Annotated in this window: 32 protein-coding genes; 15 read left to right on the forward strand and 17 right to left on the reverse strand. The window is 30.9% G+C overall.

The window, feature by feature from the left end; all coding sequences use genetic code 11:
* Window positions 1–3 precede the first annotated feature (3 nt).
* Both TX50_RS05530 and TX50_RS09745 read left to right on the forward strand, forming a co-directional pair.
* Entirely contained in the window at window positions 4–252 is a 249-nt protein-coding gene (locus TX50_RS05530) for a hypothetical protein (protein WP_011132661.1), read from the forward strand.
* Window positions 253–345: 93 nt separating this feature from the next.
* Window positions 346–492, forward strand: a complete 147-nt coding sequence (locus TX50_RS09745; protein ID WP_173028020.1) for a hypothetical protein — start codon at window positions 346–348, stop codon at window positions 490–492.
* Between the two features lie 8 nt (window positions 493–500).
* Here the strand turns inward: TX50_RS09745 and TX50_RS05535 are convergent, their stop codons facing one another.
* Entirely contained in the window at window positions 501–1289 is a 789-nt protein-coding gene (locus TX50_RS05535) for a metal ABC transporter permease (RefSeq protein WP_011132662.1), read from the reverse strand.
* A gap of 56 nt (window positions 1290–1345) precedes the next feature.
* Between TX50_RS05535 and TX50_RS05540 the strand changes: the two genes are divergently transcribed.
* Window positions 1346–1741: a Fur family transcriptional regulator gene (locus TX50_RS05540; RefSeq protein WP_011132663.1), complete on the forward strand. Its 396-nt coding sequence runs from the start codon at window positions 1346–1348 to the stop codon at window positions 1739–1741.
* A 35-nt stretch (window positions 1742–1776) separates the two neighbouring features.
* On the opposite strand, the gene TX50_RS05545 is transcribed toward TX50_RS05540, so the two are convergent.
* Complete coding sequence (locus tag TX50_RS05545) at window positions 1777–2526, reverse strand: ABC transporter ATP-binding protein (RefSeq protein WP_011132664.1); 750 nt, start codon at window positions 2524–2526, stop codon at window positions 1777–1779.
* 138 nt (window positions 2527–2664) lie between these two features.
* On the opposite strand from TX50_RS05545, the gene TX50_RS05550 reads away from it, so the two are divergent.
* From TX50_RS05550 to TX50_RS05560, 3 genes are all read left to right on the forward strand, one after another.
* Complete coding sequence (locus TX50_RS05550) at window positions 2665–4086, forward strand: metal ABC transporter substrate-binding protein (protein ID WP_011132665.1); 1422 nt, start codon at window positions 2665–2667, stop codon at window positions 4084–4086.
* 86 nt (window positions 4087–4172) lie between these two features.
* Entirely contained in the window at window positions 4173–5531 is a 1359-nt protein-coding gene (locus TX50_RS05555) for a CobW family GTP-binding protein (RefSeq protein ID WP_011132666.1), read from the forward strand.
* Complete coding sequence (locus tag TX50_RS05560; protein ID WP_011132667.1) at window positions 5519–6592, forward strand: WD40 repeat domain-containing protein; 1074 nt, start codon at window positions 5519–5521, stop codon at window positions 6590–6592. Before TX50_RS05555 ends, TX50_RS05560 begins: the two co-directional genes overlap by 13 nt.
* Before the next feature lie 16 nt (window positions 6593–6608).
* Here the strand turns inward: TX50_RS05560 and TX50_RS09750 are convergent, their stop codons facing one another.
* A complete protein-coding gene (locus tag TX50_RS09750; RefSeq protein ID WP_173028022.1) occupies window positions 6609–6782 on the reverse strand; it encodes a hypothetical protein in 174 nt (57 codons plus the stop codon).
* 616 nt (window positions 6783–7398) lie between these two features.
* On the opposite strand from TX50_RS09750, the gene TX50_RS09475 reads away from it, so the two are divergent.
* Both TX50_RS09475 and TX50_RS05565 read left to right on the forward strand, forming a co-directional pair.
* Entirely contained in the window at window positions 7399–7542 is a 144-nt protein-coding gene (locus TX50_RS09475; RefSeq protein ID WP_157859392.1) for a hypothetical protein, read from the forward strand.
* Between the two features lie 128 nt (window positions 7543–7670).
* Window positions 7671–7997: a hypothetical protein gene (locus TX50_RS05565; protein WP_011132668.1), complete on the forward strand. Its 327-nt coding sequence runs from the start codon at window positions 7671–7673 to the stop codon at window positions 7995–7997.
* Between the two features lie 211 nt (window positions 7998–8208).
* Here the strand turns inward: TX50_RS05565 and TX50_RS05575 are convergent, their stop codons facing one another.
* Window positions 8209–8445 carry a hypothetical protein gene (locus TX50_RS05575; RefSeq protein ID WP_011132670.1) on the reverse strand — a complete coding sequence of 79 codons (237 nt, stop codon included), beginning with the start codon at window positions 8443–8445 and terminating at the stop codon, window positions 8209–8211.
* A 126-nt stretch (window positions 8446–8571) separates the two neighbouring features.
* Between TX50_RS05575 and TX50_RS05580 the strand changes: the two genes are divergently transcribed.
* From TX50_RS05580 to TX50_RS05600, 5 genes are all read left to right on the forward strand, one after another.
* Window positions 8572–10017: a circularly permuted type 2 ATP-grasp protein gene (locus tag TX50_RS05580; RefSeq protein ID WP_011132671.1), complete on the forward strand. Its 1446-nt coding sequence runs from the start codon at window positions 8572–8574 to the stop codon at window positions 10015–10017.
* Window position 10018: 1 nt separating this feature from the next.
* Window positions 10019–10975 carry an alpha-E domain-containing protein gene (locus TX50_RS05585; protein WP_011132672.1) on the forward strand — a complete coding sequence of 319 codons (957 nt, stop codon included), beginning with the start codon at window positions 10019–10021 and terminating at the stop codon, window positions 10973–10975.
* Complete coding sequence (locus TX50_RS05590; RefSeq protein ID WP_011132673.1) at window positions 10972–11832, forward strand: transglutaminase family protein; 861 nt, start codon at window positions 10972–10974, stop codon at window positions 11830–11832. Before TX50_RS05585 ends, TX50_RS05590 begins: the two co-directional genes overlap by 4 nt.
* 197 nt (window positions 11833–12029) lie before the next feature.
* A complete protein-coding gene (locus tag TX50_RS05595) occupies window positions 12030–12503 on the forward strand; it encodes a hypothetical protein (protein WP_036930329.1) in 474 nt (157 codons plus the stop codon).
* 83 nt (window positions 12504–12586) lie between these two features.
* A complete protein-coding gene (locus TX50_RS05600; protein WP_011132675.1) occupies window positions 12587–13105 on the forward strand; it encodes a pentapeptide repeat-containing protein in 519 nt (172 codons plus the stop codon).
* A gap of 11 nt (window positions 13106–13116) precedes the next feature.
* Here the strand turns inward: TX50_RS05600 and TX50_RS05605 are convergent, their stop codons facing one another.
* Window positions 13117–13476 carry a hypothetical protein gene (locus TX50_RS05605; protein WP_011132676.1) on the reverse strand — a complete coding sequence of 120 codons (360 nt, stop codon included), beginning with the start codon at window positions 13474–13476 and terminating at the stop codon, window positions 13117–13119.
* A 203-nt stretch (window positions 13477–13679) separates the two neighbouring features.
* Window positions 13680–14549 carry a carbohydrate kinase family protein gene (locus TX50_RS05615; protein ID WP_036930325.1) on the reverse strand — a complete coding sequence of 290 codons (870 nt, stop codon included), beginning with the start codon at window positions 14547–14549 and terminating at the stop codon, window positions 13680–13682.
* A gap of 41 nt (window positions 14550–14590) precedes the next feature.
* Here TX50_RS05615 and TX50_RS05620 point away from each other — a divergent pair, with 41 nt between their 5' ends.
* Entirely contained in the window at window positions 14591–14959 is a 369-nt protein-coding gene (locus tag TX50_RS05620) for a DUF2834 domain-containing protein (protein WP_036930268.1), read from the forward strand.
* Between the two features lie 20 nt (window positions 14960–14979).
* Here the strand turns inward: TX50_RS05620 and TX50_RS05625 are convergent, their stop codons facing one another.
* Window positions 14980–16209, reverse strand: a complete 1230-nt coding sequence (locus tag TX50_RS05625; RefSeq protein ID WP_011132679.1) for an MFS transporter — start codon at window positions 16207–16209, stop codon at window positions 14980–14982.
* Between the two features lie 2 nt (window positions 16210–16211).
* Here TX50_RS05625 and TX50_RS05630 point away from each other — a divergent pair, with 2 nt between their 5' ends.
* Window positions 16212–17774 carry an alpha/beta hydrolase family protein gene (locus TX50_RS05630; RefSeq protein WP_011132680.1) on the forward strand — a complete coding sequence of 521 codons (1563 nt, stop codon included), beginning with the start codon at window positions 16212–16214 and terminating at the stop codon, window positions 17772–17774.
* Here TX50_RS05630 and TX50_RS05635 read toward each other — a convergent pair.
* From TX50_RS05635 to TX50_RS05680, 10 genes are all read right to left on the reverse strand, one after another.
* Window positions 17771–18793: an ABC transporter permease gene (locus tag TX50_RS05635; RefSeq protein ID WP_011132681.1), complete on the reverse strand. Its 1023-nt coding sequence runs from the start codon at window positions 18791–18793 to the stop codon at window positions 17771–17773. The genes TX50_RS05630 and TX50_RS05635 overlap by 4 nt on opposite strands.
* The gene (locus TX50_RS05640; protein ID WP_011132682.1) at window positions 18786–20357 is read right to left on the reverse strand and encodes an ABC transporter substrate-binding protein; all 1572 of its coding nucleotides are present in this window, start codon (window positions 20355–20357) and stop codon (window positions 18786–18788) included. The genes TX50_RS05635 and TX50_RS05640 overlap by 8 nt, the downstream gene beginning before the upstream one ends.
* A 21-nt stretch (window positions 20358–20378) precedes the next feature.
* Window positions 20379–20639, reverse strand: a complete 261-nt coding sequence (locus TX50_RS05645; RefSeq protein WP_011132683.1) for a hypothetical protein — start codon at window positions 20637–20639, stop codon at window positions 20379–20381.
* 62 nt (window positions 20640–20701) lie between these two features.
* Window positions 20702–22003 carry a homoserine dehydrogenase gene (locus TX50_RS05650; protein ID WP_011132684.1) on the reverse strand — a complete coding sequence of 434 codons (1302 nt, stop codon included), beginning with the start codon at window positions 22001–22003 and terminating at the stop codon, window positions 20702–20704.
* A 35-nt stretch (window positions 22004–22038) separates the two neighbouring features.
* Entirely contained in the window at window positions 22039–22464 is a 426-nt protein-coding gene (locus tag TX50_RS05655; protein ID WP_011132685.1) for a SufE family protein, read from the reverse strand.
* A 37-nt stretch (window positions 22465–22501) separates the two neighbouring features.
* On the reverse strand, window positions 22502–23059 hold the full coding sequence (locus TX50_RS05660; RefSeq protein WP_011132686.1) for a 5-formyltetrahydrofolate cyclo-ligase: 558 nt from the start codon (window positions 23057–23059) through the stop codon (window positions 22502–22504).
* A 9-nt stretch (window positions 23060–23068) separates the two neighbouring features.
* On the reverse strand, window positions 23069–23542 hold the full coding sequence (gene ruvC, locus TX50_RS05665; RefSeq protein ID WP_011132687.1) for a crossover junction endodeoxyribonuclease RuvC: 474 nt from the start codon (window positions 23540–23542) through the stop codon (window positions 23069–23071).
* A 4-nt stretch (window positions 23543–23546) separates the two neighbouring features.
* Window positions 23547–24635: a magnesium chelatase ATPase subunit I gene (gene bchI / locus TX50_RS05670; protein ID WP_011132688.1), complete on the reverse strand. Its 1089-nt coding sequence runs from the start codon at window positions 24633–24635 to the stop codon at window positions 23547–23549.
* Between the two features lie 263 nt (window positions 24636–24898).
* Window positions 24899–25648: an RNA methyltransferase gene (locus tag TX50_RS05675; protein WP_152556133.1), complete on the reverse strand. Its 750-nt coding sequence runs from the start codon at window positions 25646–25648 to the stop codon at window positions 24899–24901.
* Window positions 25648–26031: a c-type cytochrome gene (locus TX50_RS05680; protein WP_036930265.1), complete on the reverse strand. Its 384-nt coding sequence runs from the start codon at window positions 26029–26031 to the stop codon at window positions 25648–25650. The genes TX50_RS05675 and TX50_RS05680 overlap by 1 nt, the downstream gene beginning before the upstream one ends.
* Between the last annotated feature and the right edge of the window lie 30 nt (window positions 26032–26061).

Consider the following 26061-nt stretch of genomic DNA (forward strand, 5'->3'; position numbering starts at 1 on the left):
ATTATGGATTTTATAATTTCTATTTTTCTAGCTTCTGTTATGTGGGTTCAAGTTCCTCAATGGGAGGCTGATTGGTCAAAGTGTGCAGTAGATGTTCCTGATACATCATGTCATTGGTATGTCGCTGCACCCGATAATACCTTTGGAGAAGGATTTGATTGGGAAAGTGCCCCTTGGTTTGATGCTAACGGACTTCAAGATGTAGCAAAAATTGAGAAAGAAAGTGTAGTAGAAAAGCTTCAAAAAAATTAGATAATATTCAATTAATAAATTACATTTTTTAGCAATAAAGTATTCATTTCTTTCTAATAATATTTAAGATGAAAATGACTTTTTAATATTTCAATGCGCTTCAAAGTAAGTTTAAAAAAAGACGGCAAAGAGTTTGATGAAGTTGTGATAGCAAACAACAAGAAAGATGCTATTGAAGTGGCTTTAAAAAACAATCCAGAAGCGGAGGTCCTTAATTCTGATTGGACATTTAAACTTTGAAAAAAGTTTTAAAATTTATTTCCAATTTTTGGAATTATTAACGAAGCAACGCAAATAACACTTATTGCAGGACCAGGAGATAAGTTAAAAACAATTGAAAGAATAAAACCCAATAGAGAAATACAAAGTCCAAAGAATGAAGATCTCATCATTGCAATCCTAAGACTTTGTGCTTTATCAAGTCCTAATAAAGTAGGTGTTGAAAGTAATGCAATTACTAAAATTACTCCAACAGCAGACATTGAACTAACGATAACTAGTGCCGTCGTGAAACTTAGAGCTAGGTTTAACAAAGACACATTTATTCCACTAGCTGAGGCGCCCTCTGGATCTAATCCGACATATACAACTTTTTCATATCCGAACGTTACTAATAAAATGAATGTTAGAAAAGCAATAATTGTTCTTAACAAATCGCCAAGGTTTGCGGTTAATAAATCCCCAAATAATACTGCCTCTAAATCAATTCTTATCCCAAGAAGTGGAATTAGTAAAACCCCAAAACCAAGCATGCCAGCAAGAATTGTATTCATAACTGCTTCATAATTTTCACTTTTTTTATTAGTTAAACTCTCCGCAATAATTGCTCCGACAAGACCACTTATAACTCCTCCAATTGAGGGATGAATACCTAGAGCTAGAGCTAGAGCTAGTCCCGGTAAAACACAATGAGAAATTAAATTTACTTGTAATAGTCTTCTATGAGTAATCAATACTGTTCCCATGGCTGGGCATAATATTCCAGAGAAAATAGTAATTATTAAAGGAATTAACCACCAGTTGTTTAAAAAAGACATTAATCGTATGATTCGTTATGATCAAAAAAGCAGGACATTAAAAGATCTTGAAAATAATGGTAACCAAGCCCGACATTACCAAAAGACAAGAGCAACTTCTTGAAGAACTTAAAAAATGTGATGATGAATTGAGTGGTCAAGAATTGCATAGGCTATTGATTATCGAAGGCAAATCCATGGGGTTGACAACAGTTTATAGAAATCTTCAAACTCTTATAAAACATGGATTGATTCGATCTAGACATCTTCCAACAGGTGAAGTACTTTACACTCCTGTTGATAGAGATATTCACCATCTGACATGTGTTCAATGTGGAGAAACCTCCAAAATGGAAGGTTGTCCGGTAAAAGATATTCATAGTCCAAAGAAAAACCCAAAAAAATTTCAACTTTTGTTTCATACACTTGAATATTTCGGCCTTTGCCAAAACTGTTATCAAGCTCAGAGTTAAATTTAAAAATATTTTTAATCACAGATATTATTCTCTTATAAAGAACTAATATTGAGATCATCCAATTTGCCTTGTATTGAATTGGGAGTTCCGGATGCTAATACTGTTTTATCTAAAACAACAACCTGATCATAACTATTGAGAGATGAGCCCCAATCATGACTACTTATAAACAGAGCTAAGCCTGCATCTGCAAGTTTACGGACTATTTTAAGAAAATCGTCTTTTGCGGGAGGATCTAATGCAGCACATGGTTCATCTAGCAGAAGAATTCTTGCAGGAGACATTAAAGTTTTAGCCAAAAGTGCTCTTTGTTGTTGTCCGCCTGAAAGAGAATCAAGTCTTCTATTTGCAAGATTTGAAATGCCAACTCTTTGCATTGTTGCTTCCAATTCGCAACATTTATTAACCCAAGACTTTGGATTTGCGAGAAGAGCCTTTATTTGGAATGGATTAGTATTTTTTGATTTTGAATATTTTATTTGACCTAATGAGACTAATTTTTCAACAGTAATCGGAAATTTCCAATTCATTGAGCTTCTTTGTGGCATAAGTGCAACCTGGGATCTAGTTCTAACTAAACTTTCACCATCAATTGTTATATCTCCAATATCAGGATTATTTTGTCCTTGCAATAATTTCAAAAGAGTTGATTTACCAGCTCCATTTGGTCCAACAAGAGCAGTCAATGTTCCTGGTTTTATTTGAACCGAAACCTTATTTAAAGCTGGCTTGCTTTTTTTTGAATAAGAATAAGTTAAATTATCTGCAATTAAAGTAGCCATTAAAGAATATATTTAAGTCAGTTAGACCTTTATTTTATCAATATTAAGGAATCCATACTTATTTCATAACAATTAATACCAAATATTGCTATGAATTATGAAAATGATTATCATTTTTAAGTATTTGAAATTTGTTTAATGTCAATTTTTAAAAAAGTAATCTTTAGTAATAAGAGATCTAATCATTCTGTTATCAAAAACTCTTTATTAGCTGGAACCGTATTATTATCAACAGTTGCTCAAGATGTTTTAGCGAAAGAAAAATCATATGTAGCTGTAGAGCCACTCACTTGCGATTTAGTAAAATCTATTGCCTTACCTTCTGATGAAGTAACTTGTTTGGTTGATAGAAAACAAGATGTACATGACTTTAAAATAACTCCAAGACAAGCTCAATTACTTAAAAGTGCGGATAAAGTTTTTACTCTAGGGAAAGAGATGACCCCAAGCATGAAAAATTGGGAGGGTAAGCCTCAAACAGTTGTAATTGGTGTAAGTGCTATAGATATAGATGATCACTCTGGGCATGATGACCATGCAGAAGGTTCATTTGAATGGGCAGGCAAATTTCAACTCTCTAAAGGTTCCTACAAATGGTCATTCGCAAAGGTAGGAGGGGAATATGCAGATCCAGCTATGAAAATGGTGATTCTCGAATCAAATGATATTGAATCTTCTGAAAAACTTGCTAAAGAACTATTAGGTTCTAAGAAGTCAATAAATAAAAAAAATAATGGGACTCTTGTAGCTAGTAATAAAGCCTATGTTCTTAATTTTGATCAAGGGAAGGAGAGTACAGTATTTAATGTAGAAATTCAAGAAGATGGCCAATATACATTCTTCACTGAACATATGCCTTTTGAGTTTGAAGCCGAAGAACACTTCTTTAAAGATTTATCTAATAGCGATGTTGAACCAATTGCACAAGTTCCAGATGAAGGCGAGGGAAATCATCACCATGATCACGGAGGATTAGATCCACATGTTTGGCATGATCCTCATAACATCAAAAAGATGGGAGAAGTTGTAAGTAAAAGTTTAAAGAAAGATATCTCTGTTTTTAATAGATCTGACAGGAAATCAATCAATGCGAGCTTTGCTTCAGTAGATTCAACACTAGAAGAACTTGATAGCTGGATTGTTGCACAGGTCTCAACAATTCCAGAATCCAACAGAGTTATTGTATCTAAACATAAAGCAATGGAATATTACGGCAATGCTTTTGGATTTGAGACTATTAGCTTACTAGATTTTATTGGTGACTCATCAAGTTTAAGACCTGACAATATTCAATCAACGTTGAAGATGCTTGATGAAGAAAATGTTAAGGCAATATTTCCTGAACAAATACCAGCTTCTAAGTTATTAAAAAACTTGAGTAGACAAAGTTCAGTTCCTTTAGCTTCTAATCAAATATTTGTTGATGGATTAATGATGACAGGGAATACAGTTTCTGTTGCTGTTCACAATACATGTACCATTGTTAATTCATTAGGTGGAACATGTGATAAGGAAGCAGGCTCCAGCATTGAAGGCAACTGGATTTCTCTACAAAATTAAACTTTTCTATAGATAACGGTTTTCATTATCTAATAATGTCTAGTATATTGATTGCTAGGCATTATTTTAATTAGATCAATTAATAGATGAGTATCAACGAAAAAGTTCCTGTTACAATCCTTACTGGATTCTTAGGCTCAGGTAAAACAACTCTTCTTAATAGAATATTAAGTGAAGAGCATGGTAAGAGAATCGCTGTTATTGAGAATGAATACGGTGAAGTTGGGATAGATCAAGGTCTTGTAATAAATGCTGATGAAGAAGTATTTGAAATGTCTAATGGTTGCATTTGTTGTACTGTTCGCGGAGATCTTATTAGAGTCCTTGGTAATTTAATGAAAAGAAGGGATAAATTTGACTACGTTTTAGTTGAAACAACTGGGTTAGCTGACCCTGGTCCTGTTGCTCAAACATTTTTTATGGATGAAGAAATTAGTTCTGAATTCACACTTGATGGAATAGTTACATTAGTTGATGCAGCTCATATTGATCAACAACTTGGGCGTAGTGATGAGAGTTCTGAACAAGTGGCATTTGCAGATGTCTTAGTCCTTAATAAAACGGATTTAGTCTCAAATGATGCTCTTGACAACCTTGAATCAAGATTAAGAGATATGAATCGAATGACTCGTATTATTCGAGCAGAGAAAGCAGATGTTCCTATTGAGACAGTTTTAAATTTAAGTGCTTTCGATCTTGACCAAATTTTAAAGCGTAGACCAACTTTCTTAGAACCTGAATATCCTTTTGAATGGTCAGGAGTTTATGAGCTTGAGCCTGGAAAATATGAATTAAAACTTGAAGAAGGGCCTGATCCTGAAATGTCCTTAGTAGCTTTTGCTAATCAAGGATTTAGTGAAGAAGAATTAAAAGAGAGTGCAGAAGCCTCTGTAAGACTTTATGCAGAAAAAGCTAAAAACTTAGAATCTGGAAATACTATTCCATATGATGAGCATGTAAGTCTTAAATTGCAAAACAAAGGATCTAAATCTTTTATTTTGGATATTGAAAAAGCGTCAAAAATTGGATTGTTCACACAACATACTGCTGAAGAATTCAATATGAAAGTGCTAAAAATAGACTCCCAAGATAATGTTAAGGAAATTCCTTTTAAAACTGAAAGAAACTGGGTCGCAGAACATGAACATGATGATGAAGTTGGATCAATTGCAATAGAGCGTTTTGGAGATGTAGATCCTGAAAAGTTGAATACTTGGATGGGAAGACTTCTTTCCGAGAAAGGAGTTGATATATTCAGAACAAAAGGGTTTATTAGTTATTCTGGCAACCCACGCCGAATAGTATTTCAAGGAGTTCATATGTTATTTACTGCCCAACCAGATAAAGAATGGGGAAATGAACCACGGAGAAATCAACTCGTGTTTATTGGAAGAAATCTAAATGAAAAAGAAATGCAAGAGGGATTTGATAAGTGCCTGATATAGAACCTTTTAGCCCTAGAGGCATGTTTCATGAAGGTTGGTCTGCTGAAGTTGATGATTATGCAATAGTTTGTGGTTGGGCTTTAAAAGGGAAACTCTTTATCGTTGGAGACGTAGTTGGAGGGCTTTATGGGTTCGACGGAGATACAGGAAAGCTTATTTGGAAACAAGATGAAGCCCATTCCGGAGGTCTTCTTGCAATGTCTATCCATCCGAATGGAGAGATTTTTGCAACTTCAGGGCAAGACGGAATAGTTCGAATATTAAATTGCAATAATGGGGAGGAAATTAAAGCCATTAAACTTGGTAAAGGTTGGGTTGAACATTTAAGTTGGTCAAATGGAGGTTTATATTTAGCCGTAGCTTTTTCCAAAAAAGTATATGTATTTAATCAAGATGGTAATGAACAATGGGGTTCAGAAGAACATCCGAGTACAGTAAGTGCCATATCGTGGTCGAATAAGAATGAGTTAGCAACTGCATGCTACGGACGCGTAACTTTCTTTGATATAGCAAACAAAAAGACTAATCAGAAACTTGAATGGCAAGGTTCACTAGTTTCGATGCAGTTAAGCCCTGATGGAGATATTGTCGCCTGTGGGAGTCAAGATAATTCGGTACATTTCTGGCGTAGATCAACTGGACTTGATGCTGAAATGACAGGTTATCCTGGAAAGCCTTCTCACCTTTCTTTTGATGATAGTGGCATGCTATTAGCAACTAGTGGTAGCGAAAGAATTACAGTATGGAGTTTTTCAGGAAATGGCCCTGAAGGAACGATGCCAGGAGAATTATGTCATCATACTGAACCAATTTCTAGCCTAGCTTTTTCTAACAAAGGTTTACTAGTCGCTTCAGGTTCAAGAGATGGTTCAGTAGTAGCTAGTTTTCTTAAAAACGACGGAAATGGGGATCCTGTAGGAGCTGCTTTTGCTGGAGATTTAGTTGGAGATATTGCTTGGAGACCCGATGACTGCGCTTTAGCTGCAGTTAATGCGAAGGGTGTTGTAACCGTTTGGAATTTTAAAGTCCGAACAAGTTCCTCTTCAAAAGGATTCAAGTAATTTCTAGCTTATAGATTTACCAATAATTAGTTTTCAAATGTCTCTCAATACAAATCACTTCGCAATCATTATCAATACCTTTTGGATGAATATCGCAATATGAAAGACATTGTAAATATTCATCTACGGGATTATTTTTATTATTATTAATATCATTATTGTGATTATTTTGAATTTTTGAATTAGTCATAAATAGATTTCCTCAATTCATTTAGGGTTAACATAAACGAGAGAGATAAGAAAAGAAATAAGCAAAACTTACTAAAAAAATAAACAAGAAATATATAAAATTTAAAGCTTAAAATAAACAAATTGATTATTACTATGGGACATTTTGGATTAAAAATCAATGCGTATAAAAACGGATTGTTTTTTTAAAAGTTTTTAATTAATTTGTGATTGTTGAGTTTTAGGAGGTCTTTCAAAATGATCGATAGCCTGCCTGCAATTTCGGAATAATTCCGAACTAATTTAATTAACTGCTCCAATTATTTTTTATTAATGTCTGAACTTACTTCTTTCGCATCGTTTAGGTGCCCTACAAGAAAAAGTTCAATTCTAGAGTCTTTGCCCCAGTTAAAAACTATTAGTTTATTAAGGTTATTTTTAGCTGAAAAATAATTAACAACAAGGATCAATGATTTAGGCTAGTTGTTAATTTTGATAGATAAAATAAGTAAGAAAATAAAAGGAGAGCTTTTAAAAGCTCTCTTTTTTATTTGGGCTAAAAAAACAAACTTTGGCATTATTATATTTTTTTAGCTATCTATTGTAATAAGAAACTTTATTTGGATAGATATAAAATAATGTCAAAAAAACTTAGATTTTTTTCTGATTTATTAGCTAGAGCTGTTAATGAAATCGAATACAAAAATGTTCTTAAAAAATTAAAGAAACAAGATCTTATAGCAGATGTAGATGATCAGAGATCACACCATTTTTATTCATAGAGAAGGGGACTAAATTGAACCATTGGTATAAATCTTTTACTTCAAAAAGCTTACTTTGGCTAAAAGTCTTATTACAAAATAAATTTTTTATATCTTTAATAATAAGAAAAATAATTTTGTTTTAATCCATGAATAATTACTATTGTCCATACTGTAATCCCAAATATCAATTTCAAAAAAAATCAACATCTGGAGAATTAATATGTGGGTTATGTGGTGACCCTCTAGTAAAAAAGCCATTGATTAAAATTAATCAAATAATTGCTATTATTGCCTCCTTATCGCTAGTACTTCCATTGATTTACACGTTTATTATTTTAATTAAAAACCAAATAAATCCTCCTAGTAGAAACTACAATGCAATTACAAATTTTATCGAGAAAAATTCAAAAACAAGATTTTATCAACCTCTACAAAGTGATTTAATTAAACAAGAATCATCATCTTCAATTTGATTTTTATAACTAGAATTATTTAACTCTTTATTCATAATTAATGGTTTAACAGATTCTTTACAATGATTTTTACATCCTCCATTAAATAAATTGTGAGCTTGTAAAAAGTGAGTATTTGTTAAAAAGATAAACAAGATTAATTTAAAAGTTTGTTTTATTTTGGATTTCATTTTTAGTAAATTATTTACCAAGCCTGGATTGATATTATCAACTAATTCCAAGGAGTGTTAATCAATCCCCAAATATCAAAAAAGAAAAATAAAATTGCAATAACAACTAAATCCCAGGCCCTTTCCCTAAAAGCCCAAGGCGCTATAAAAACTTCTCCCAAACCATGAAGTGCAGCTCCAGTAGGTAGATGATCTAAAACAAGCAAACTATGAGAGAGAATAAAAAGTAAACTCGCAAAATATCTAAAAAAAACAAATTGCCAATTGCCAGAATTCATGTTTTTTATATTTTTAAGAAATATAGTTCAATGCATAAAATATTGAAATAGATTTAGTTTATGGATATTTCTTTTTGTAGTTTTAAATACTAAATATCGTCCCAAGCTAAAGTAAAAAGTTAATAAATGAAGAGATATATGTTTTCAAATTATCGTCCTAAAAATAATTTTGATGAATACTTTAAAGATAATTTAAATTCTGCTAGAGAAATTTTAACCCCCTTATTATCTTCCCTAGATAATATGGGTTTAGAAGAACTAAACAGAAATCATTCGGCGGCCAAAAAGTTATTACTAAGACATGGAGCAACTTTTAGGCTAAACGACACAGGCTTAAAAGGTACAGAAAGAATATTACCTTTTGACCCTTTACCGAGAATAATAAGTAAGCATGACTGGATAACCTTAGAAGAAGGATTAAAGCAGAGACTTGAGGCAATAGATCTTTTCTTAGATGATATATATAATTCTCAAAATATAATTAATGATGGAATAATTCCAAGAGAATTAATTGAGAGCTCAGATGGATGGAGGCCTCAAATGTTGGGTTTTAAGCCTCCATTAAACAAATGGTGTCAAATATCAGGACTTGATTTAATAAGAGATGGTAAAGGTACTTGGCATGTTTTAGAAGACAACTTAAGATGTCCTTCTGGTGTGGCTTATTTTTTGGAGAATAGATTAGTGATGAAGAATATCTTCCCTAATCTTTTCTCAGGCAGGATAGTTAAACCTATTGATGAATACCCATCATTTTTATTAAAGACTCTCCAAGAACTAGCTGTTTGGACTGATACACCAAAAATAGTTTTATTAACACCTGGGATTTTTAATAGTGCATATTTTGAACATAGTTACTTAGCCCAAGAAATGGGTATTCAATTAGTTCAAGGTCATGATTTAATTTGTAACGATGAATATGTTTACTTAAAGACTACTTCTGGATTAAAAAGAGTAGATGTAATTTATAGAAGGATTGATGATGATTTTTTAGATCCTGTACATTTTAGAAAAGATTCATATTTAGGTGTTAGTGGTTTACTAGATGTCATGAAGGCGGGTCATGTTGCTGTTGCGAATGTTCCCGGGACAGGAATAGCAGATGACAAAATGATTTATTCATTTGTTCCTAAAATGATCAAATATTTTCTTGATGAAGAACCAATAATAAAAAATGTTGAAACCTATATTTGTTATTACGAAAAGGATAGAGAATATGTCTTAAAGAACCTTCCAAAACTTGTTGTCAAATCAGTCTCTGAAGCTGGTGGTTATGGAATGTTAATTGGTCCTCAATCAACTTCAACTGAGATAAATGAATTCTCGGATAAAATTAAAAGTAATCCCAGAAATTTTATAGCTCAACCTACTCTAGAACTTTCTACGGTTCCATCGTTATGCGATGGTGAACTTTATCCTTGTCACGTTGATTTAAGACCTTACATTTTAAGAGGAAAGGATTCATGGGTAAGTCCAGGAGGTCTTACTAGAGTTGCTTTAAAAAAAGGTTCATTAGTAGTCAATTCTTCTCAAGGAGGGGGTTGCAAAGATACATGGGTTGTAGGAAATTAGAATGCTTTTAAGTCGAGTAGCTGAATCTCTTTATTGGATTAATCGTTATTTAGAACGTGCGGAAAATATATCTCGTTTCGTGGAGGTTAGTGAAGCAATGTCTTTAGATTGTCCACCAGGCAGTGCTGAACCATGGCTGCCTTTAATTGATGCTTCAAGTGATAGAGAAACATTTGATTCTAGATTTCCTGAAAAAAAACAGGATGATGTTATTAATTTTTTAATAAGGGATCGAATAAATCCCAACAGCATAATCTCCTGTATCCAATTGGCTAGAGAAAACGCTAGGCAAATAAGGGATGTAATGACATCTGAAATGTGGGAACAAATAAATATTTTATATTGGAATCTACAAGAAGGGGAATCTATATGGGACCTTCCAAGGCAGGAGCAATTAAGCGAAATAAGAAGAGGATGTCAGTTGTTTTATGGCATTACAGACGCCACTCTTAGCAAAGATCTTGCATGTCAATTTAGTATTTTAGGTAGATTAATAGAAAGAGCTGATAAGACATCGAGAATCCTAGATGTAAAATATTACTTATTACTTCCAAGCCTAGATGAGCTTGGTGGAGTCTTGGATGAGTTGCAGTGGATTGCTCTTCTTCGTTCGGCAGGTGCTTATCAAATGTTCAGGAAAGCAGAACAAAATTCTATCCAGCCAAATTCAGTAGCACGATTTCTCTTACTAGATAATAATTTCCCAAGATCTGTTAGATACTGTTTGGATGGTATAAGTAATACCCTAAAAATGATTGATACCTCTCCAAGTTCAGATAATCCCTCAAAACTTGAGTGCATGAGGGGTTTACTTAAAGCAAAGTGGAGTTATATCAGAATTGAAGATATAATTAATGACGGACTGCATGAGGCTATTGATTCCCTACAAATTGATTTAAACAAACTGCATAATCTCATAGAAGATAAATATTTTATAAATAAAGAATTTGATCAATGAAAATTAAATATATCCATAACCTTGAATATTCCTATGAAGAATCAGTTCAATTGGGGGAACATCGATTATGTATCAAGCCCAGATCTCATGGATTTCAAAGGCTAATCAACTTTAATTTAAATATTTCTCCAAATCCTAAAATTCTTTATCCTTTACTTGCCGCCAGTGGTGAAGAGATTAATAGAATTACCTTTGAGGGATATACCGATTCATTATCTATTAAAGCAATAAGCGAGGTTGAGACACTTAAACATCCTTGCATTCTTGATGGTGTAAAAGAAAGGGACCTTACATTACCCTTTTGTAGAAGTATCATTAATAGAGATCTTCAGGGAGCTTTGGAAGGATGGATGCCAAATGGGCAGCATGATCCTTCTGCTATTGAATTAGCGCAAGAGTCATTAGCAGGAAGTAGCAATAATGCCTTATCTTTCACATTTCAACTTATAGAAATTATTCAGGATCGAGTTAAGTATACGAAAAGGCATACTGGCCCAGCATGGCCAGCAAGCAGGACTCTTAGAGAAAGGGTTGGGTCATGCAGAGACTTAGCAATGTTAATGGTTGAGTCATGCAGGTCAGTCGGAATTCCAAGCAGATTTGTTAGTGGTTATCATTTTGAAGATCCTTTACCAAAAGAATTTGAATTACATGCATGGGCTGAATTATATATCCCAGGAGCAGGATGGAGAGGGTTTGATCCAAGCGGTAAAGGATTAATAGACGAAAGGTATTTAACATTAGTATCTTCTTCAAAATCGAACCTAACAGCAGTGATTACTGGAAACTTTAGAGGCAAAACAAACCTTAAGAATAATTTGACATGGGAAATAAAGCCTTTAGAAATCTGTTATTAATTAAGGCTTTTAGTCTTTACAATTATTTTGAAGGATATTTAAAAAATAATCTTAATTATTGATTTAATAGAGGTGTTCCTTAATTTGTGTTAAATGATACGTTATCTTCAAAATTTATCTGTTTTCATTTAATTAATATTTCAAATAAATTGAACTCAACTTTAAAAATCGAACTTGCCAACCCAAACAAATCTGAAATGTTTGAATTGAAAAGTTACGAAAAATTTCGTGATACGGAAGATGTCAGATTTTTCGATATTAGTATTAATAACTCAAATTTTAGAGACTTAGTAATTCATAATGGGCCAGCTGTGAGTCCACCTAATGATAAAGAATTAGGCAATTGGCAGTTTTATATTCATCACAAACAAGAGGATAACCTTTTAGCTATTTCAGGAGGAAGAACTTTTTATCTCGTAAACTTAGGCTGGGAGTACCCTTTCTACAAAGTAAGATTAGAATCATGTGGATTAATCTTAAAAATCCCTAGAGGAACTTTTCATAGATCTGTTTCTGATGAAAATGGTTCTGTTGTTTTAAATCAAGCTATAAGAGATAAGGGGGGAAGTGTTGAATCTGAATTCAAAGTTACCAATAGCAAAGATAATAAAAAACTTCACGATTGTATAACAAATTTACAACCTAAATTTAAAATTTATAGTGTTAAATAACTTTAAAAACTTTATTCAAATTTTAAAAACAATTTAAATCATTATCTCATTAAGATAAGATAAAGAAACTGTAAAATCTCAACATGAATCGATTTAGCTTTTTAAAATACTTTTTATGTCTGACTTTTTCTTTTCTGATTTTTACCTCTCCTGTTTTTGCAGGTGCAAATGTGGCGACCAAAGGAGAGGGAGATGAGGTTCCTAGTTACGTAAGATCTAATATTACTGGTTTTGATTTTCATGGAGAGGATCTTCATTTATCCTCAATAGCAGGAGCAGTAGCAAGAGATGCTGACTTTAGCGAAGTCGATCTTCATGGAACAACATTAACTTTATCTGACTTAAAAGGTTCTAATCTTAATGGAATAGATTTAACTGATACTCTCGCAGATAGAGTGAATTTTCAAAAAACAGATTTAAGGAATTCCATTTTGATAAACATGATAGCTTCTGGTAGTAGCTTTGCTGGTGCTCAAATAGAGGGAGCAGATTTTTCTTACGCGATTCTGGATAGTGAAGACCAGAGAAATCTCTGCAAAATTGCTGAAGGAGTTAATCCAACTACAGGGGTTTCTACTAGAGATAGTCTTGAATGTAATTAAGTAGTTTAATATTAGATAAATTTTTTCTTCCCATTAATATATTTATAGATCTTTTGATCTGGATCTATAAATATTGTTTCTCCATTTAATTTTGACTTCTTAAATTTTGAGAGTCTTGCTCTATGAATATTAGATTTTCTATTTGTAATATCTTCATTATCATAAATTCCTATATTGATATTAATATCCGGATCTGAAAATGTTTTTTCATCATCTCGTGAAAAAATTTTTTCAATATTTGACTCTTTACTAAGGAGTTTCTTTTTAAATTTAGATAACTTATTATTCTTATTTTTTTTTATATTTATAATTTTTTGAATTAGTAAAATTAGAACTAAAGCACAAGCAAAGCCAATTAAATATATATTCATCTAATTTTAATTTTGAAATCAAATCCTAAATTGCTTTTAGTGGTTAATATTTCCTTTTTAAAAATCCCATAGGTAAAAATTCCAGATAAAGTTTTTAGAGATTCAAAAACCAAAAAAGAGATTAATAAGAAGAAAATCATAATTGAATCAACAAGATAACTTCTTTTTTTATTTAACAAATTATTCATCAAAAATTCACCTAACTATAATTGATAACATTTTTTATATGGTCCAAAATGTTCACTGCAATTTCTACCCATTATTTTAGCAAGATTTAAACTTTCTTCTATATTCCAATCTGAGGAAAGTCCATAAAGAATTCCTGCCGCGAAAGAATCGCCGCATCCATATGAGTCAACCTTATTTTTTTTAGTTTTAATAGCTTTATATCTACCTCCTGGGAATACTATCCCGCCATTCTCACCTTCTGTTTTGATAACATATTTTGGGTTTAATTTTAATTCATCTAAAGAAAAAACTTCTCCAGGATCAAGATTACTTCCAATTAATCCATCTAAAAATATCTCGGATTCGTTAATTATATTTAACCCTACTCTGGGCGTCGTACATAATATTTTAGCTACCCTCGATTTTTTAAATAATTCTTTATCGCCTGCCGTAATAAAAACTCCATCCATCTCATCAAGGATAGCCCAATCTAAATCATCAATATGATTAGGAGACAATCTATCTCCAATAATAGTGATAGATCTTTCGCCATCAGAATCAATTACACTGAAACCTTTTCTTGTTGGTTTATCTCGCCATCCTACATGTAATTTAATACCCATATTTTCAAGAATATTTAAACATTGCTTACCATAAAAATCATTCCCTAAAGCTGTAAAGAAATGGACTTCACTGTTCGTTAATTCCCTTAGTCTTTTAGCTATTACTGATCCTCCCCCGGCAGGATATTCTAAAGATTTTTTAGAATGAGAGATTAAACCTGGTTGAGGTAATTGATCTACTTCAATAAAATTTATCCACTCGATATGTCCAATAACAGCAAACTTTAGGTTTCCTTTTATAAATTTATAATCCTGAAAATTATAATTTTCTTCTTCAATCATAAGTTTATTAATACTATTATTAGGGTATATATCATTTGCATATGAATTCACTAAACATACTAAAAGATAATAAACAAAAACTATCTTATCTTTACCTTTTTCTATCATTCCTTGGAGCAATCCTTCCAATGATGGCAAATTTTGATTTTGCTATTGAATATGGAAATAGTTTTGACATTAAAAATTTTATTTCATTAGCAAATGCTAATCCAGCAGCTCAATCCATTTCAAGAGATTTGTTAGTTGGTGCTACTGCAGTTTTTATTTGGATAGTAAATGAATCTAAAAAATTGAATATAAAAAATATGTGGGTTGTTTATATTGGAACCTTTTTAATAGCATTTGCTTTCTCTGCCCCTTTTTTCTTATTTCTTAGAGAAAGAAGAATAATTGAAATAGAAAAAAAATAAATATTATTTATATAAAACTTTTAAAATGATTTCTTAAATATCATCGCAAACATTAAAAAACAAATAAATGAAATTACTAACCACATAATCGATGCATATCCAAAAAGATCTAGTATTCTCCCAGAAATAAATGGTCCAAAAAAATATCCCATTGCAAAACATTGTGATAAAAGTGCTAGTGCATAACCTTTTTTATTTGTAGGGGCAATACTGAAAACAACATCTGTAGATGTTGGTAGAAAGGAAGATGTGCCTAAACTTATTAAGACGATTGCAAAAAACACGAAATAAAAAGCTGCAATATTTAAATAACTAGAAATAAATAACAACAGTGAGGCGAAAGAAAAGTTGATTAAGCTAAATTTCAATCCAAATAATTTTCCTTTTTTTGATATCCATGAACCAATTGGCCATTGTAAAATTAATAATAAAATTAACTGAAAAGAAATTATAAAACTAATAACTTGTTCATTTAAGATATCTCTAATGACTCCACCCTTAACAAGATCAAGTGGTAATGTCACCTGAATTAAAGCAAGAGATGTAGTTATTAATATCACAGATAAAACTATTATGGTTGTATTTTTATTCCATCTCTTTTGATAAATTTTAACTTCATCTAAAGCCTTTTTTTGAGATTTCTCTAAAGTTTTTTTTATAGACTTTTTATTTCTTAAAATCAAAAAAATAATTGAAAGCATGCAAAATATATCATTAAAAAAAATCGATTTGAGATAAATAAAATTATTCATAAATCCACCAATAAATACTCCTAAAAATATCCCCAAAGCCTCAGAAGTTCTAACGAGGGCATAAGCTTTTCTTGTATCAATAGGTTGACAAAAATATGGGACTACAAATTCTGCAGTAGGCCAATATATCCCGGCGGCTGCCCCAATAAAAGCTTGACCAAGGATGTAAAAGTAAATATCTTTTGAAATAATTAAACAAAATCCTGCAGCGATACTTATGAATGAAGAGATAACTAAAGGATTTTGAATTTTGCCTGTTTTATTTAGATAATTCCCAGTAACGATTCTTGTTAAAGTACCTATGATTGCTGATATCGTAAAACCTAGACCAATTTCTGTTGCTGACAATCCAATATTATTAAAAATAAGGGATGTTAAATAAATCACGCCTCCTGCTCCAAATGAAGCAAAAAATCTTATTTTAGTAATTAACCTTAAATGAAAGGGAAATTGACTCCACCAAAGTTTACTTGTAATAAATTTATTCGGAATAAACACAATTGAAATTCATTTTTATACTTTTTTTAAGTTTCTTTAGTTTTTGTTCAGCAAAAGATGTAATAGCGGCTGAAAAGATAAATATCAAGTTCGAAGAGATGACAATCCCTTTAACTATAGATCAATTATTAAACTTAGAGAATTATAAGGATGATTCTACAGAAGTAATAGACTGGTTTAAGCAAAATGGTTTTTTAAAAGTATTTGAGATATCAAGATTTTTAAAATTCCCAGTTTTTAAAGAAGAAAGTTTGAACAGGCAAGTATTAAGAAGTTGGGTAGGTAACAAGATTCTTTCTGAATTAAGTAATACTATTTTGGTTCCCAATGACAAAGATGGTATTAAGGTTTTTAATACAATAGAAAGTTTGTTGGAAGTCAAAAATGAAGTTTCGACTTTGGACATCCTAAAGGCTTTACCTTCAGAAGAAATTTCATTAGATATTGATAATTTAATTTTAATAATTTCTTCATGGAAAAAGGAATTAGCAAAACAACAAAGTTTAAACCTAAAATTAAAATCATTAGAAAAAACCAATTACTCTTTATCCAAGAAAAAAATATATAAAGAGGATTCAGATCTTATAAAAATTAATAAGAAAATTTATTCGCCTCATAGAGGTGAGCCTTTAAAAATTGAATTATGGAAAAATAAGAAAACTAAATCAAATAAAGATCTAATTATATTTATGCCAGGACTTGGAGGAAATATTGATAATTTCAGATGGATTGGTATTGAATTAAGTAAGAGAGGTTGGCCTGTATTATTTATAGATCATGAAGGAAGTAATTCAGAAGCTTTTTTGGAAGTTCTCGAAGGTACTAATTCAATTCCAACAAGTGCTGACTTTTTCTTATACCGTATCAAAGATTTAGATGCAGTAATAAAAGCGCATAATAATGGGAAATTAGGATTAGCCAATGATTCATATATTTTAATGGGACATTCATTAGGAGCTTTAATAGCTTTTTTGTATGAAGGTGATTTACCTAAAGATGAATTTGAAAAGAGATGTGATTTAGCTTTAAAAGATTTTGCAATAACAAATTTATCAAAATTACTTCAATGTCAACTAAACGAAATTCCATTACCCGAAATAATCAATTCAAAGAAAGCAAATGGAATCATAGGATTTAATTCATTTGGAAGCTTAATCTGGCCAAATGAAAAAAATTCTGGGATTGAGATTCCAGTACTTTTAATTGGAGGGACTTATGATCTTATAACTCCCTTAATAAGTGAGCAATTCAAAGTGTTTTTATCTACGACTAATAATCCCTTAAATAGATTCTTGATTATTGAGGGATCAAGTCATTTTTCACCAATAAGAATCAATGATAAGTATTCAGAAAATATCGAAAATAATGATATTTTTAAAATCAATAAATCTTTTATTGGATCTAATCCTTACTCTTTTCAAAATTTATCTTTAAAAGTTATCTTAGAGTTTTTAGAAAATATAAAAAATAATGAAAGCATTAAAGTTATAAAAAATCAAACTGAAAGCAATCTTGATTTTCATCTTTTAGATAGAAAGACTTTAAAAACAATAATCAAAAATTAGTATTCAATTCGAGGATCTAATATAGCAATTAAAATATCCACAAAAAGATTTAATGAGACTATTAGTAAAGAGGTGATAATTACAATTCCTTGAACAACAGTATAATCCCGTTGGGAAATAGCTTCATGTAACCTTAAAGCTATCCCTGGCCATGAAAAAGTAACTTCAAAAAGAAGCGCTCCTCCTGCTAAAGAAGCTATTGTTAAGCCAGAAATCGTAACAATAGGCAAAAGTGCATTAGGTAAAGAGTGATTTAAGATAATTTTCCTTCTTGAAATTCCTCTGCATAAAGCTGCATTTACATAATCACTTTTAAGTGTCTTGTCTAAATTTATTCTTAAAGATCTACTAAAAATTCCGCTCAAAAGAAACCCAAGAGTTATTGAAGGTAGTGCAAGATGATATAAGCTTTCTCTTAAATAGATAAAATTATTATTTAGAAGACTATCTAAAACTAGAAACCCTGTAATTTTAGGTTGGCTATAAGTGATTGGGAACCTCCCACCAATTGGAAAAATTCTTAAATATACAGAAAATATTAATTGAGCTAAAATTGCCCCCCAGAAAGGTGGAATCGCATATGAAGAGATTCCTATTACTCTGGATATGTAATCTCCTTTTTTCCCTTTATTTTTTAAACCAAAAAAACCAAGCGGAAATCCTATAAAGATTGCAAAGATTATTGAAAAGATACCCAGTTCTAAACTCGCTGGTAATGATTTAAGAATAATATCAAGAACCGGTTCTTGAGTACTTAAAGATTCTCCAAAATTTAAGTGCAAAATATTATTAATGTAAGAAAGATATTGAATAAGAAGAGATTCATTTAACCCTAATTTATATCTAAGAATTTCTCTTGAAGCTTCATTAGCTCCAGATCCTAAAATTGCGTCAACTGGGTCTCCTGGTGCAACTCTCAACAAAATAAAAACTAATGTAGATATAATCCACAACATCAAAGGTATTAAAGAAATCTTTAATAAAGAATAATTTAAAAGTTTATTAAGATCTCTACTCATTAATGAATTTGAGATCACTCATTGAAATAATTCCTGCACCATTAAAAATAGGTTTTGAAATTTCATTTTGCGACCAAGCTTTTTGAGATGAAATCCATATTGGAATATAAGGTATTGATTCTGAAGCTATTTTCTCTATTTCAATTAATTTCGCTAATCTTTCTTTACCGTTTAAATTTTCGCTATCAAGAAATAAATCTTCTACTGTATTCGATCCCCAAAAACTTCCGCTGTAAACTGATTCTCCTTTTATACAGTTTTTACCATCTATTTCACTGCAACTTAGAAGGGGTGTTAAATATGCCTCGGGATCAGAATAAGCACCTGTCCAATCAAGAATAACCGCTGTATATATTCCTAAAGATAGATTCTTATAAATAGTTGTGGACTCTACTCCGTTGAGTTTAATGTTAATACATTCATTCAAAATATTTTTTATTTGTTCTTGCCAAGAAAGAGCAATAAGTTTATCAGCAGGTACGTTAGATCGATAAGTAAGAGGGAAATCTAAAACATTACCGTTACAGTAACCTTCTTTTTGCAGTAACACTTTTGCTTCTAAGGGATCATATTTTGGCCATAATTCTTTCTTATTTTTTTTATAAATTGGTGGAACAAGTGATCTTGAAGGTTGCCTTAATCCATAACTAACCTTTTCGCTAATGAAGTCCCTATTAAGACTTTTAGCTATAGCCAACCTTACATTAAGATTATTTAAGGGATAAGAATTTGTTCTTAGACTAATAAAACTTATTTCTGTAGCAGGACTCATTCCTTCTTTAATTTCTTTGTTATTGCTTAATAAATTTAAATTATTTCTTTGAATATCATCTATTGAATTTGATAAAAGAACATCAATTTGTTTACTTTTTAGAGCTCCGAAAAGAGAAGAAGAGTTAGAGTATCCAATAAAACTTATACCTTCATTATTAGGTTTATCACTCCAATAATTTAAATTTGGATCAATTATTTGAATTTCATTTGAAAATCTCTTCAATATATATTTACCCGTACCAACAAATTTATCATTTAAAAATTTATCAGAATAATCTTTATAATAAGTAGGTGAAATAGGTGTCAAATTTATTGATGTAAGTAAACCATTAACAGAGCTTGATGGTTTATTTAGATTAATGATTACACTGTATTCACTTGGAGTTTCTATAGATTTTATTTTATTTCCTAAGATATAATTCATTGTTCCGATTCTTTTAAATCTATCAAAAGAAAACTTTATAGCATTTGAATTAAATAAAGTTCCATCATGAAAAAGAACATTTTTTTTAAGATTAATTATTATTTGTAATTTATCCTTTGAAAAAATTGGCATTCCTGCTGCTAATTCAGGAATCAATTCTCCTTCAGAATTTAATTCATATAAAGTATCACCAAGCGAACTTAATAATTGTAGTGATTTAAGAGTACTTGCCCTAGCAGGATCTAAGGATTCAATTTTACCTGAACTTGCAACTATAATTCTTTTTGATTTAATATTAGAAACGCAAGAATATTGTGATAAAGAAATTAAAAAAACGAATAAAGCTATTAAAAAATTATTATGCATAACATTTGATTTTTCAGAAATTTACTTTTCATTAAAAGTATCAGAGCAATAGGTTTGTAGTGTAATTTGATTAAGTTCCAAGGAGAATGTCTTATTAACTTCTAAAGCGAAGGGCCACTCTCTTATCCAACAAACTTTACTCTGTGGATTAATTCCTACAACCTGAAATGTCTTTTGACTATTTTTAATTTTCACACACGCTCCTTTATAGAGGTTTTTACAGCTGTTATTAGCATCAAATTTAAAATTATTTTTAATTTCTACTAATTTTGAAAAACTCATTACATAAATACATTTCCTCTCTTTGGTTTAACAAGCTAAAGAGAGATATGCAAATGTTTTTTTCAAATACAACTTAATTGGCTAGCAATTAATTCAACTTCAGAAAGAGCATTTATTTCCTTCTTTGATTTTTCAAACTTACCATTTGAGACTTCATGTGTGATAACAACTATTTCTGCTTTATTTTGACTTGCATCTAATTGGACAATTGATTCTATTGATACATCATTCTTACCAAAGATATCTCCGATCTTACCAATCACTCCTGGACTATCTAAACAAATAATTCTGAGATAATTCTTTTTTGATATTTGATTAGATTCAATAATATGACAGTCTCTCCAAAAATTAAAAGATAATAATGGATCAATGGATTTCGTATCCTTTGTTAATGAAGACTGAAGATTTAAAATATCAGAAACAACAGAAGCAGCGGTTGGTCCACTTCCCGCTCCTGGTCCGTACAACATTATTTCCCCTAGAGGATCAGCATCTATAAGGATGGCATTATTCACACCATCAACCGTTGCCAAAGGATGAGATTTGGGGATTAGAGAAGGACCTACCCAAATATTTAGGGAAAGAGAATCATTAATGTTGATAGCATTTCTCTCAGAAAAGGCTAAAAGTTTAATTTCAAAACCTAGTTTATTTGCATATTCAATATCTTTAATATCTATTTGATTTATACCTTCTGTACTAATTGAAACTCTATTAATTTTACCTCCAAATGCCAGTTCAGAAAGAATTGAAATTTTATCAGCCGCATCGTGTCCTTCAACATCAGCAGTTGGATCAAATTCTGCGAAACCAAGTTTCTGAGCTAATTTTAATGTTGCCTCATAATCAGCTTTTTCATTTGACATTTTTGTAAGTATAAAATTTGTTGTACCGTTTATTATCCCAACCATTTTATTTATTTGATTACTTTTAAGAGATCTTTTTAAAGGTTCAATTATTGGTATCCCTCCACATACTGCTGCTTCTGTTAAAACATAGACTCCATTCTTAGCAGCTGTGGAATATATTTCATTCCCATATCTTGCAATTACCGCTTTATTAGCTGTAACTACTGATTTTCGAGCCTTTAAAGATTTCAGAATAATATCCCTAGCTATATCTGTACCTCCCATTACTTCTACAATCACGTCAACATTTGGATCTTTAATTAGTTCATAAGGATCATTTATTAATAGATTATTCTCTAATTTAGTATCCCTTTTTTTGTTGATATTTTTAACAGCTATTCCTACAATTTCTATATCTTTTAAAATTGGATGTAGGTCATTTTTCGATTTTAGGATTTTATAAATACCTTTTCCTACAGTTCCAAAACCAATAATTCCAATTTTACATTTTTGCATTAGTTATCTTTTATTGTAATTTCAATTTTATAATATTATTTCGACAAAAAATCATTTGCCTGAGACTGCATTTTTAAGAGAATATTTAAAAAACCATTTGATCTTGATGGGGTTAGGCTTGCCTTTAGACCAGTATCTTCTATAAATTTATTGTTTATATTAACGACTTGTTTTGGCGTTAATTCATTCATTCCATTTATAAGGAATGCAAGTAACCCCTTTGTTATCAAAGCATCAGAATAGCCTTCCCAATAAAGTTTACCTTCTTGAAAACTTGCTTTAACAAAGACTTCAGAAACACATCCTTGAACTTTATTTTCAGGAATTAAGATGCTATTATTTGGAACTTTCAATTTTTTACCTAACCATAAAATAAACTCATATTTTCGTTTAGGATCTTCTGCATTTTTCAGTTTTTCTACTAATTTATTTAATTCTGTATAAGTTTCTTTCTTTTCCATTGTTATAAAACTATTAAATTACTAAATTAGATTTACACTAAACTAATATTTCTTTTTCCGTAATAAAACCTGATAGAGGGATATCCCAATCAGCTCTAGTCAGAAATTTATCGCTTACACAATTAGAGGTTAAAATACCTATACATGGAATAGATCTCCAATTTTTATCTTCCCTTAATTTATCAAAATATCCTCCACCGTATCCCAATCTTATTAAGTTTCTATCAACTGAAAGACAAGGAATAAACATCATACTAATTTTTTCATAACTCAATTTATTTGAAGAATAAGGAGCTAGTATCCCATGTAAATCTTTAGATAATGGTTTCTTATCCCAGGCACAAAATAAGAGATTTTTGTTTTCTTCACATCTCGGCAAAGCTAATAAATATTCATGACCAAGACTTCTTAAATCAACTTCATTTTCAAGAGGCCAATAAATTCCTATATACTTTTTTTTTAAATCTTTTCTAAAAATTGAATCAACATATGTTTTTACATTGATTTCAACTTTTCTCATATCAAAAGCTGAACTTTTATTTCTCAAATTTCTAAAAAATTTCCTTTCGAAATTCTTTTTTTCTGAGATTTTCATAATTTATATTTAATTAAATCCTTCTTCATTTAATTTTGTAAGGGCTATGGCTAGTGCGTCTGCCGAGTCATCAGGTTTTGGTGCACGGGTTAAATTTAGGTTGTACATTACCGCTTCAATAACTTCCTTCTTTGATGCTTTGCCAGAGCCTGCAATAGTGAGCTTGACTTGAGAAGGGGCGTACTCACTAACTTTAATGCTTTTGAAAGCAAATACCATCATAATAACTCCCCGAGCCTGAACAACACTAATGGTAGTGCTAGATCTATAAAAGAAAAATTTCTCTACCGCAGCAATATCTGGTTTCCACTGGTCAATCAATGTATTGAGATCATTAAAAATTTCATAAAGTCTATCTCCTTCCCCTTTATTTTTATTAGTTTCAATTACCCCACAATCAAGAAATATCTTCTTTTCATTTTGAATCTCAATAATGCCATATCCAACTCTTCCTAATCCAGGATCAATTCCAATAATCCTCACTTTATTATTCTTGTGATGATAATTGAAATTTGGAAAGGTCTTCTTTTTCATTCAAATCGAAGACTTTACAGAATGCTTGGATGACTCTTTCTCCTGAATCAACTTGCTCTAAGGGATCTTTTCTTAATCGATGCCTTAAAGAACATGTAATAACTCTAGCTATATCTTCCTCTTGCACTTCAGTTCTTCCCTCAAATGCAGCAATTGCCCTTGCAGATCGATTAGTTACAATATCCCCCCTTAGTCCATCAACATCAAGTTCGCCACATATAGCAGATATATTTAATCTTAGATCATCATCCAATTGAACTGAATTTAATATCTCTTGAGCTTTAATAACTTTTTGCTGAAGGTCATCTTGCTGTTTCTCAACACTTATCGAGAATTCATCGGGATTATCATCAAATGAAGTTCGCTGATCAACAACTTTAACCCTTAATTCCGCATCTCTTACTGTCTTAACCTCAACGCTCATACCAAACCTATCTAATAACTGAGGCCTAAGTTCTCCCTCTTCTGGATTGCCAGAGCCAATTAAAACAAATCTTGCAGGATGTCTAACTGAAACTCCCTCTCTCTCAACTGTATTCCATCCAGATGCGGCGGAATCTAAAAGAACATCAACTAAATGATCGTCGAGTAGATTAACTTCGTCTACGTATAACAAGCCTCTATTAGCTTTTGCTAATAAGCCTGGTTCAAAGGCCTTAATTCCTTCGCTTAAAGCCTTTTCTATATCAATAGTTCCGCACAGTCTGTCTTCTGTTGCCCCCAATGGCAAATCAACCATTGGGACTTGTTTTTTATCTTTCTCCAAACTTTCTCCCTGTACAATTTTCTCTAAAACTTCTTTACTCTGTAAATCAGGATCTATAAGTGAACTATTATATGGATCATCTTTAACAACATCTATAGCTGGTAACAAGTCTGCTAGAGCTCTTATAGTTGTAGATTTACCAGTTCCTCTGTCACCCATAATCATTACTCCTCCAATTCTTGGATCTATAACATTTAACAAAAGAGCTAATTTCATTTCTTCTTGACCAATTACAGCAGTAAAAGGAAAAACTCTTCTTTTCTTTGTTCTATTCACAGCTTTAGTTTTACTTTATTTTCGAATGATCAATAGATGATACTTCAGAAAATGTTTTTAGTAAATATCCAAATTAAATTGAACGTTTTGACTATATTTGAGCTTATTTATATACAAATTTATTTCTTAATCTAATTTAATTTTTTAGAGTTTATTTTTTACCCTAAAATCTGACGTTTAGAATATGTTTAAAACTACAATCTTAAAGAAAGGTTTAACAAAAAATATCAACTTTTCATCAATTTTTACTTAACTTTATAAATTTACTTGCCTTTTGAATTATTTAAAAACCAGTTAATTTGGTGAACGATTCCTCTCAAGACATTAATATCATGACTTGATGTCTTCGCTTTTAATAAAAATTTTTTAAATTTACTGATTTTTGAATTAGCTGTATGTTCCAAAAGATATCCAGTTTTAATAAGCATTTCTTCTATTTCTTTAAAAGATTCATAAATTTGTTTTGATGACGCAAGGTCTAAAACTTGTAAATCTTTCTTATCATTATTTTTTGAAGATTTATTTAATTCATACAAGATTATTGAAACTGCATGAGAGAGGTTTAAAGAAGGATAGTTTTGAGAAGTTTTAATATTAAGAATCTTATGTGCAAAAAGTAATTCATTATTACTTAATCCTCTATCCTCTCTTCCAAATAAAATACCTAAATTATTAATCTCAACAAAAGATGAAATCCATTTTGATATGTCCTCAGGAGATTCACATTCAATATCATTACTTAAATCAATCCTTCCAAACGTGGCAATGACCAAATCACAATCAAAAATTGCTTGCTCAATGCTATTAAAAATTTTACAATTATCAATATATCTATATCCTTTAAGAGCCATTTTTTTTGCTTCTAAGGAAAAAATATCACATTTTGGAGAAACAATCCTTAATTCATTAACATCAAAATTAGAACATAATCTTGCGATACTTCCAACATTTAAAGGTCCATTTGGTTCGACCAATACAACGTTCAAGTTAAGTCTTTTTTTCTTCAAATTTATTACAAGCTATGTAAATACGTTAATAAATTAGACATGTTTTGAGGATCAATTTCAAAACTTGGCATAGGAGGGGTAACTCCCTCAATAACTTGTTTTATGATTTCTGCATCATTTAAACGCATGGTTATTGATTGTAAATCTGGTCCAACTAATCCTCTAGCAGTAATACCATGGCATCCAACACAATTCATTTTAAAGAGAGTATCTCCTTCTTTAACAGAACCGTTGAGTTCAAGAGTTTTAAGAATATATGTATTATTTTCTTCATGATTAAAATAAAAGAAAGAGCCACTAATTAATAAAATCATACAAACAATAAAAACCCGTTTCCAGATTTTTGTTTTCAAAGTTTTTTCTGCTGCAGATGATGAAGATGTTGTCACAAAAAAATGTCTCTGTGTCACAATTGTGAA

It is taken from the genome of Prochlorococcus marinus subsp. pastoris str. CCMP1986, assembly GCF_000011465.1.
Classification (GTDB): Bacteria; Cyanobacteriota; Cyanobacteriia; order PCC-6307; family Cyanobiaceae; genus Prochlorococcus_A; species Prochlorococcus_A pastoris.

Excerpts from the sequence above, each read along its gene's own strand:
- TX50_RS05530 (WP_011132661.1), top strand. The coding sequence starts at position 4 with ATGGATTTTATAATTTCTATTTTTCTAGCTTCTGTTATGTGGGTTCAA.
- TX50_RS09745 (WP_173028020.1), top strand. The coding sequence starts at position 346 with ATGCGCTTCAAAGTAAGTTTAAAAAAAGACGGCAAAGAGTTTGATGAA.
- TX50_RS05535 (WP_011132662.1), bottom strand. The coding sequence starts at position 1,289 with ATGTCTTTTTTAAACAACTGGTGGTTAATTCCTTTAATAATTACTATT.
- TX50_RS05540 (WP_011132663.1), top strand. The coding sequence starts at position 1,346 with ATGGTAACCAAGCCCGACATTACCAAAAGACAAGAGCAACTTCTTGAA.
- TX50_RS05545 (WP_011132664.1), bottom strand. The coding sequence starts at position 2,526 with ATGGCTACTTTAATTGCAGATAATTTAACTTATTCTTATTCAAAAAAA.
- TX50_RS05550 (WP_011132665.1), top strand. The coding sequence starts at position 2,665 with ATGTCAATTTTTAAAAAAGTAATCTTTAGTAATAAGAGATCTAATCAT.
- TX50_RS05555 (WP_011132666.1), top strand. The coding sequence starts at position 4,173 with ATGAGTATCAACGAAAAAGTTCCTGTTACAATCCTTACTGGATTCTTA.
- TX50_RS09750 (WP_173028022.1), bottom strand. The coding sequence starts at position 6,782 with ATGACTAATTCAAAAATTCAAAATAATCACAATAATGATATTAATAAT.
- TX50_RS09475 (WP_157859392.1), top strand. The coding sequence starts at position 7,399 with ATGTCAAAAAAACTTAGATTTTTTTCTGATTTATTAGCTAGAGCTGTT.
- TX50_RS05565 (WP_011132668.1), top strand. The coding sequence starts at position 7,671 with ATGAATAATTACTATTGTCCATACTGTAATCCCAAATATCAATTTCAA.
- TX50_RS05575 (WP_011132670.1), bottom strand. The coding sequence starts at position 8,445 with ATGAATTCTGGCAATTGGCAATTTGTTTTTTTTAGATATTTTGCGAGT.
- TX50_RS05580 (WP_011132671.1), top strand. The coding sequence starts at position 8,572 with ATGAAGAGATATATGTTTTCAAATTATCGTCCTAAAAATAATTTTGAT.
- TX50_RS05585 (WP_011132672.1), top strand. The coding sequence starts at position 10,019 with ATGCTTTTAAGTCGAGTAGCTGAATCTCTTTATTGGATTAATCGTTAT.
- TX50_RS05590 (WP_011132673.1), top strand. The coding sequence starts at position 10,972 with ATGAAAATTAAATATATCCATAACCTTGAATATTCCTATGAAGAATCA.
- TX50_RS05595 (WP_036930329.1), top strand. The coding sequence starts at position 12,030 with ATGTTTGAATTGAAAAGTTACGAAAAATTTCGTGATACGGAAGATGTC.
- TX50_RS05600 (WP_011132675.1), top strand. The coding sequence starts at position 12,587 with ATGAATCGATTTAGCTTTTTAAAATACTTTTTATGTCTGACTTTTTCT.
- TX50_RS05605 (WP_011132676.1), bottom strand. The coding sequence starts at position 13,476 with ATGAATATATATTTAATTGGCTTTGCTTGTGCTTTAGTTCTAATTTTA.
- TX50_RS05615 (WP_036930325.1), bottom strand. The coding sequence starts at position 14,549 with ATGATTGAAGAAGAAAATTATAATTTTCAGGATTATAAATTTATAAAA.
- TX50_RS05620 (WP_036930268.1), top strand. The coding sequence starts at position 14,591 with ATGAATTCACTAAACATACTAAAAGATAATAAACAAAAACTATCTTAT.
- TX50_RS05635 (WP_011132681.1), bottom strand. The coding sequence starts at position 18,793 with ATGAGTAGAGATCTTAATAAACTTTTAAATTATTCTTTATTAAAGATT.
- TX50_RS05640 (WP_011132682.1), bottom strand. The coding sequence starts at position 20,357 with ATGCATAATAATTTTTTAATAGCTTTATTCGTTTTTTTAATTTCTTTA.
- TX50_RS05645 (WP_011132683.1), bottom strand. The coding sequence starts at position 20,639 with ATGAGTTTTTCAAAATTAGTAGAAATTAAAAATAATTTTAAATTTGAT.
- TX50_RS05650 (WP_011132684.1), bottom strand. The coding sequence starts at position 22,003 with ATGCAAAAATGTAAAATTGGAATTATTGGTTTTGGAACTGTAGGAAAA.
- TX50_RS05655 (WP_011132685.1), bottom strand. The coding sequence starts at position 22,464 with ATGGAAAAGAAAGAAACTTATACAGAATTAAATAAATTAGTAGAAAAA.
- TX50_RS05660 (WP_011132686.1), bottom strand. The coding sequence starts at position 23,059 with ATGAAAATCTCAGAAAAAAAGAATTTCGAAAGGAAATTTTTTAGAAAT.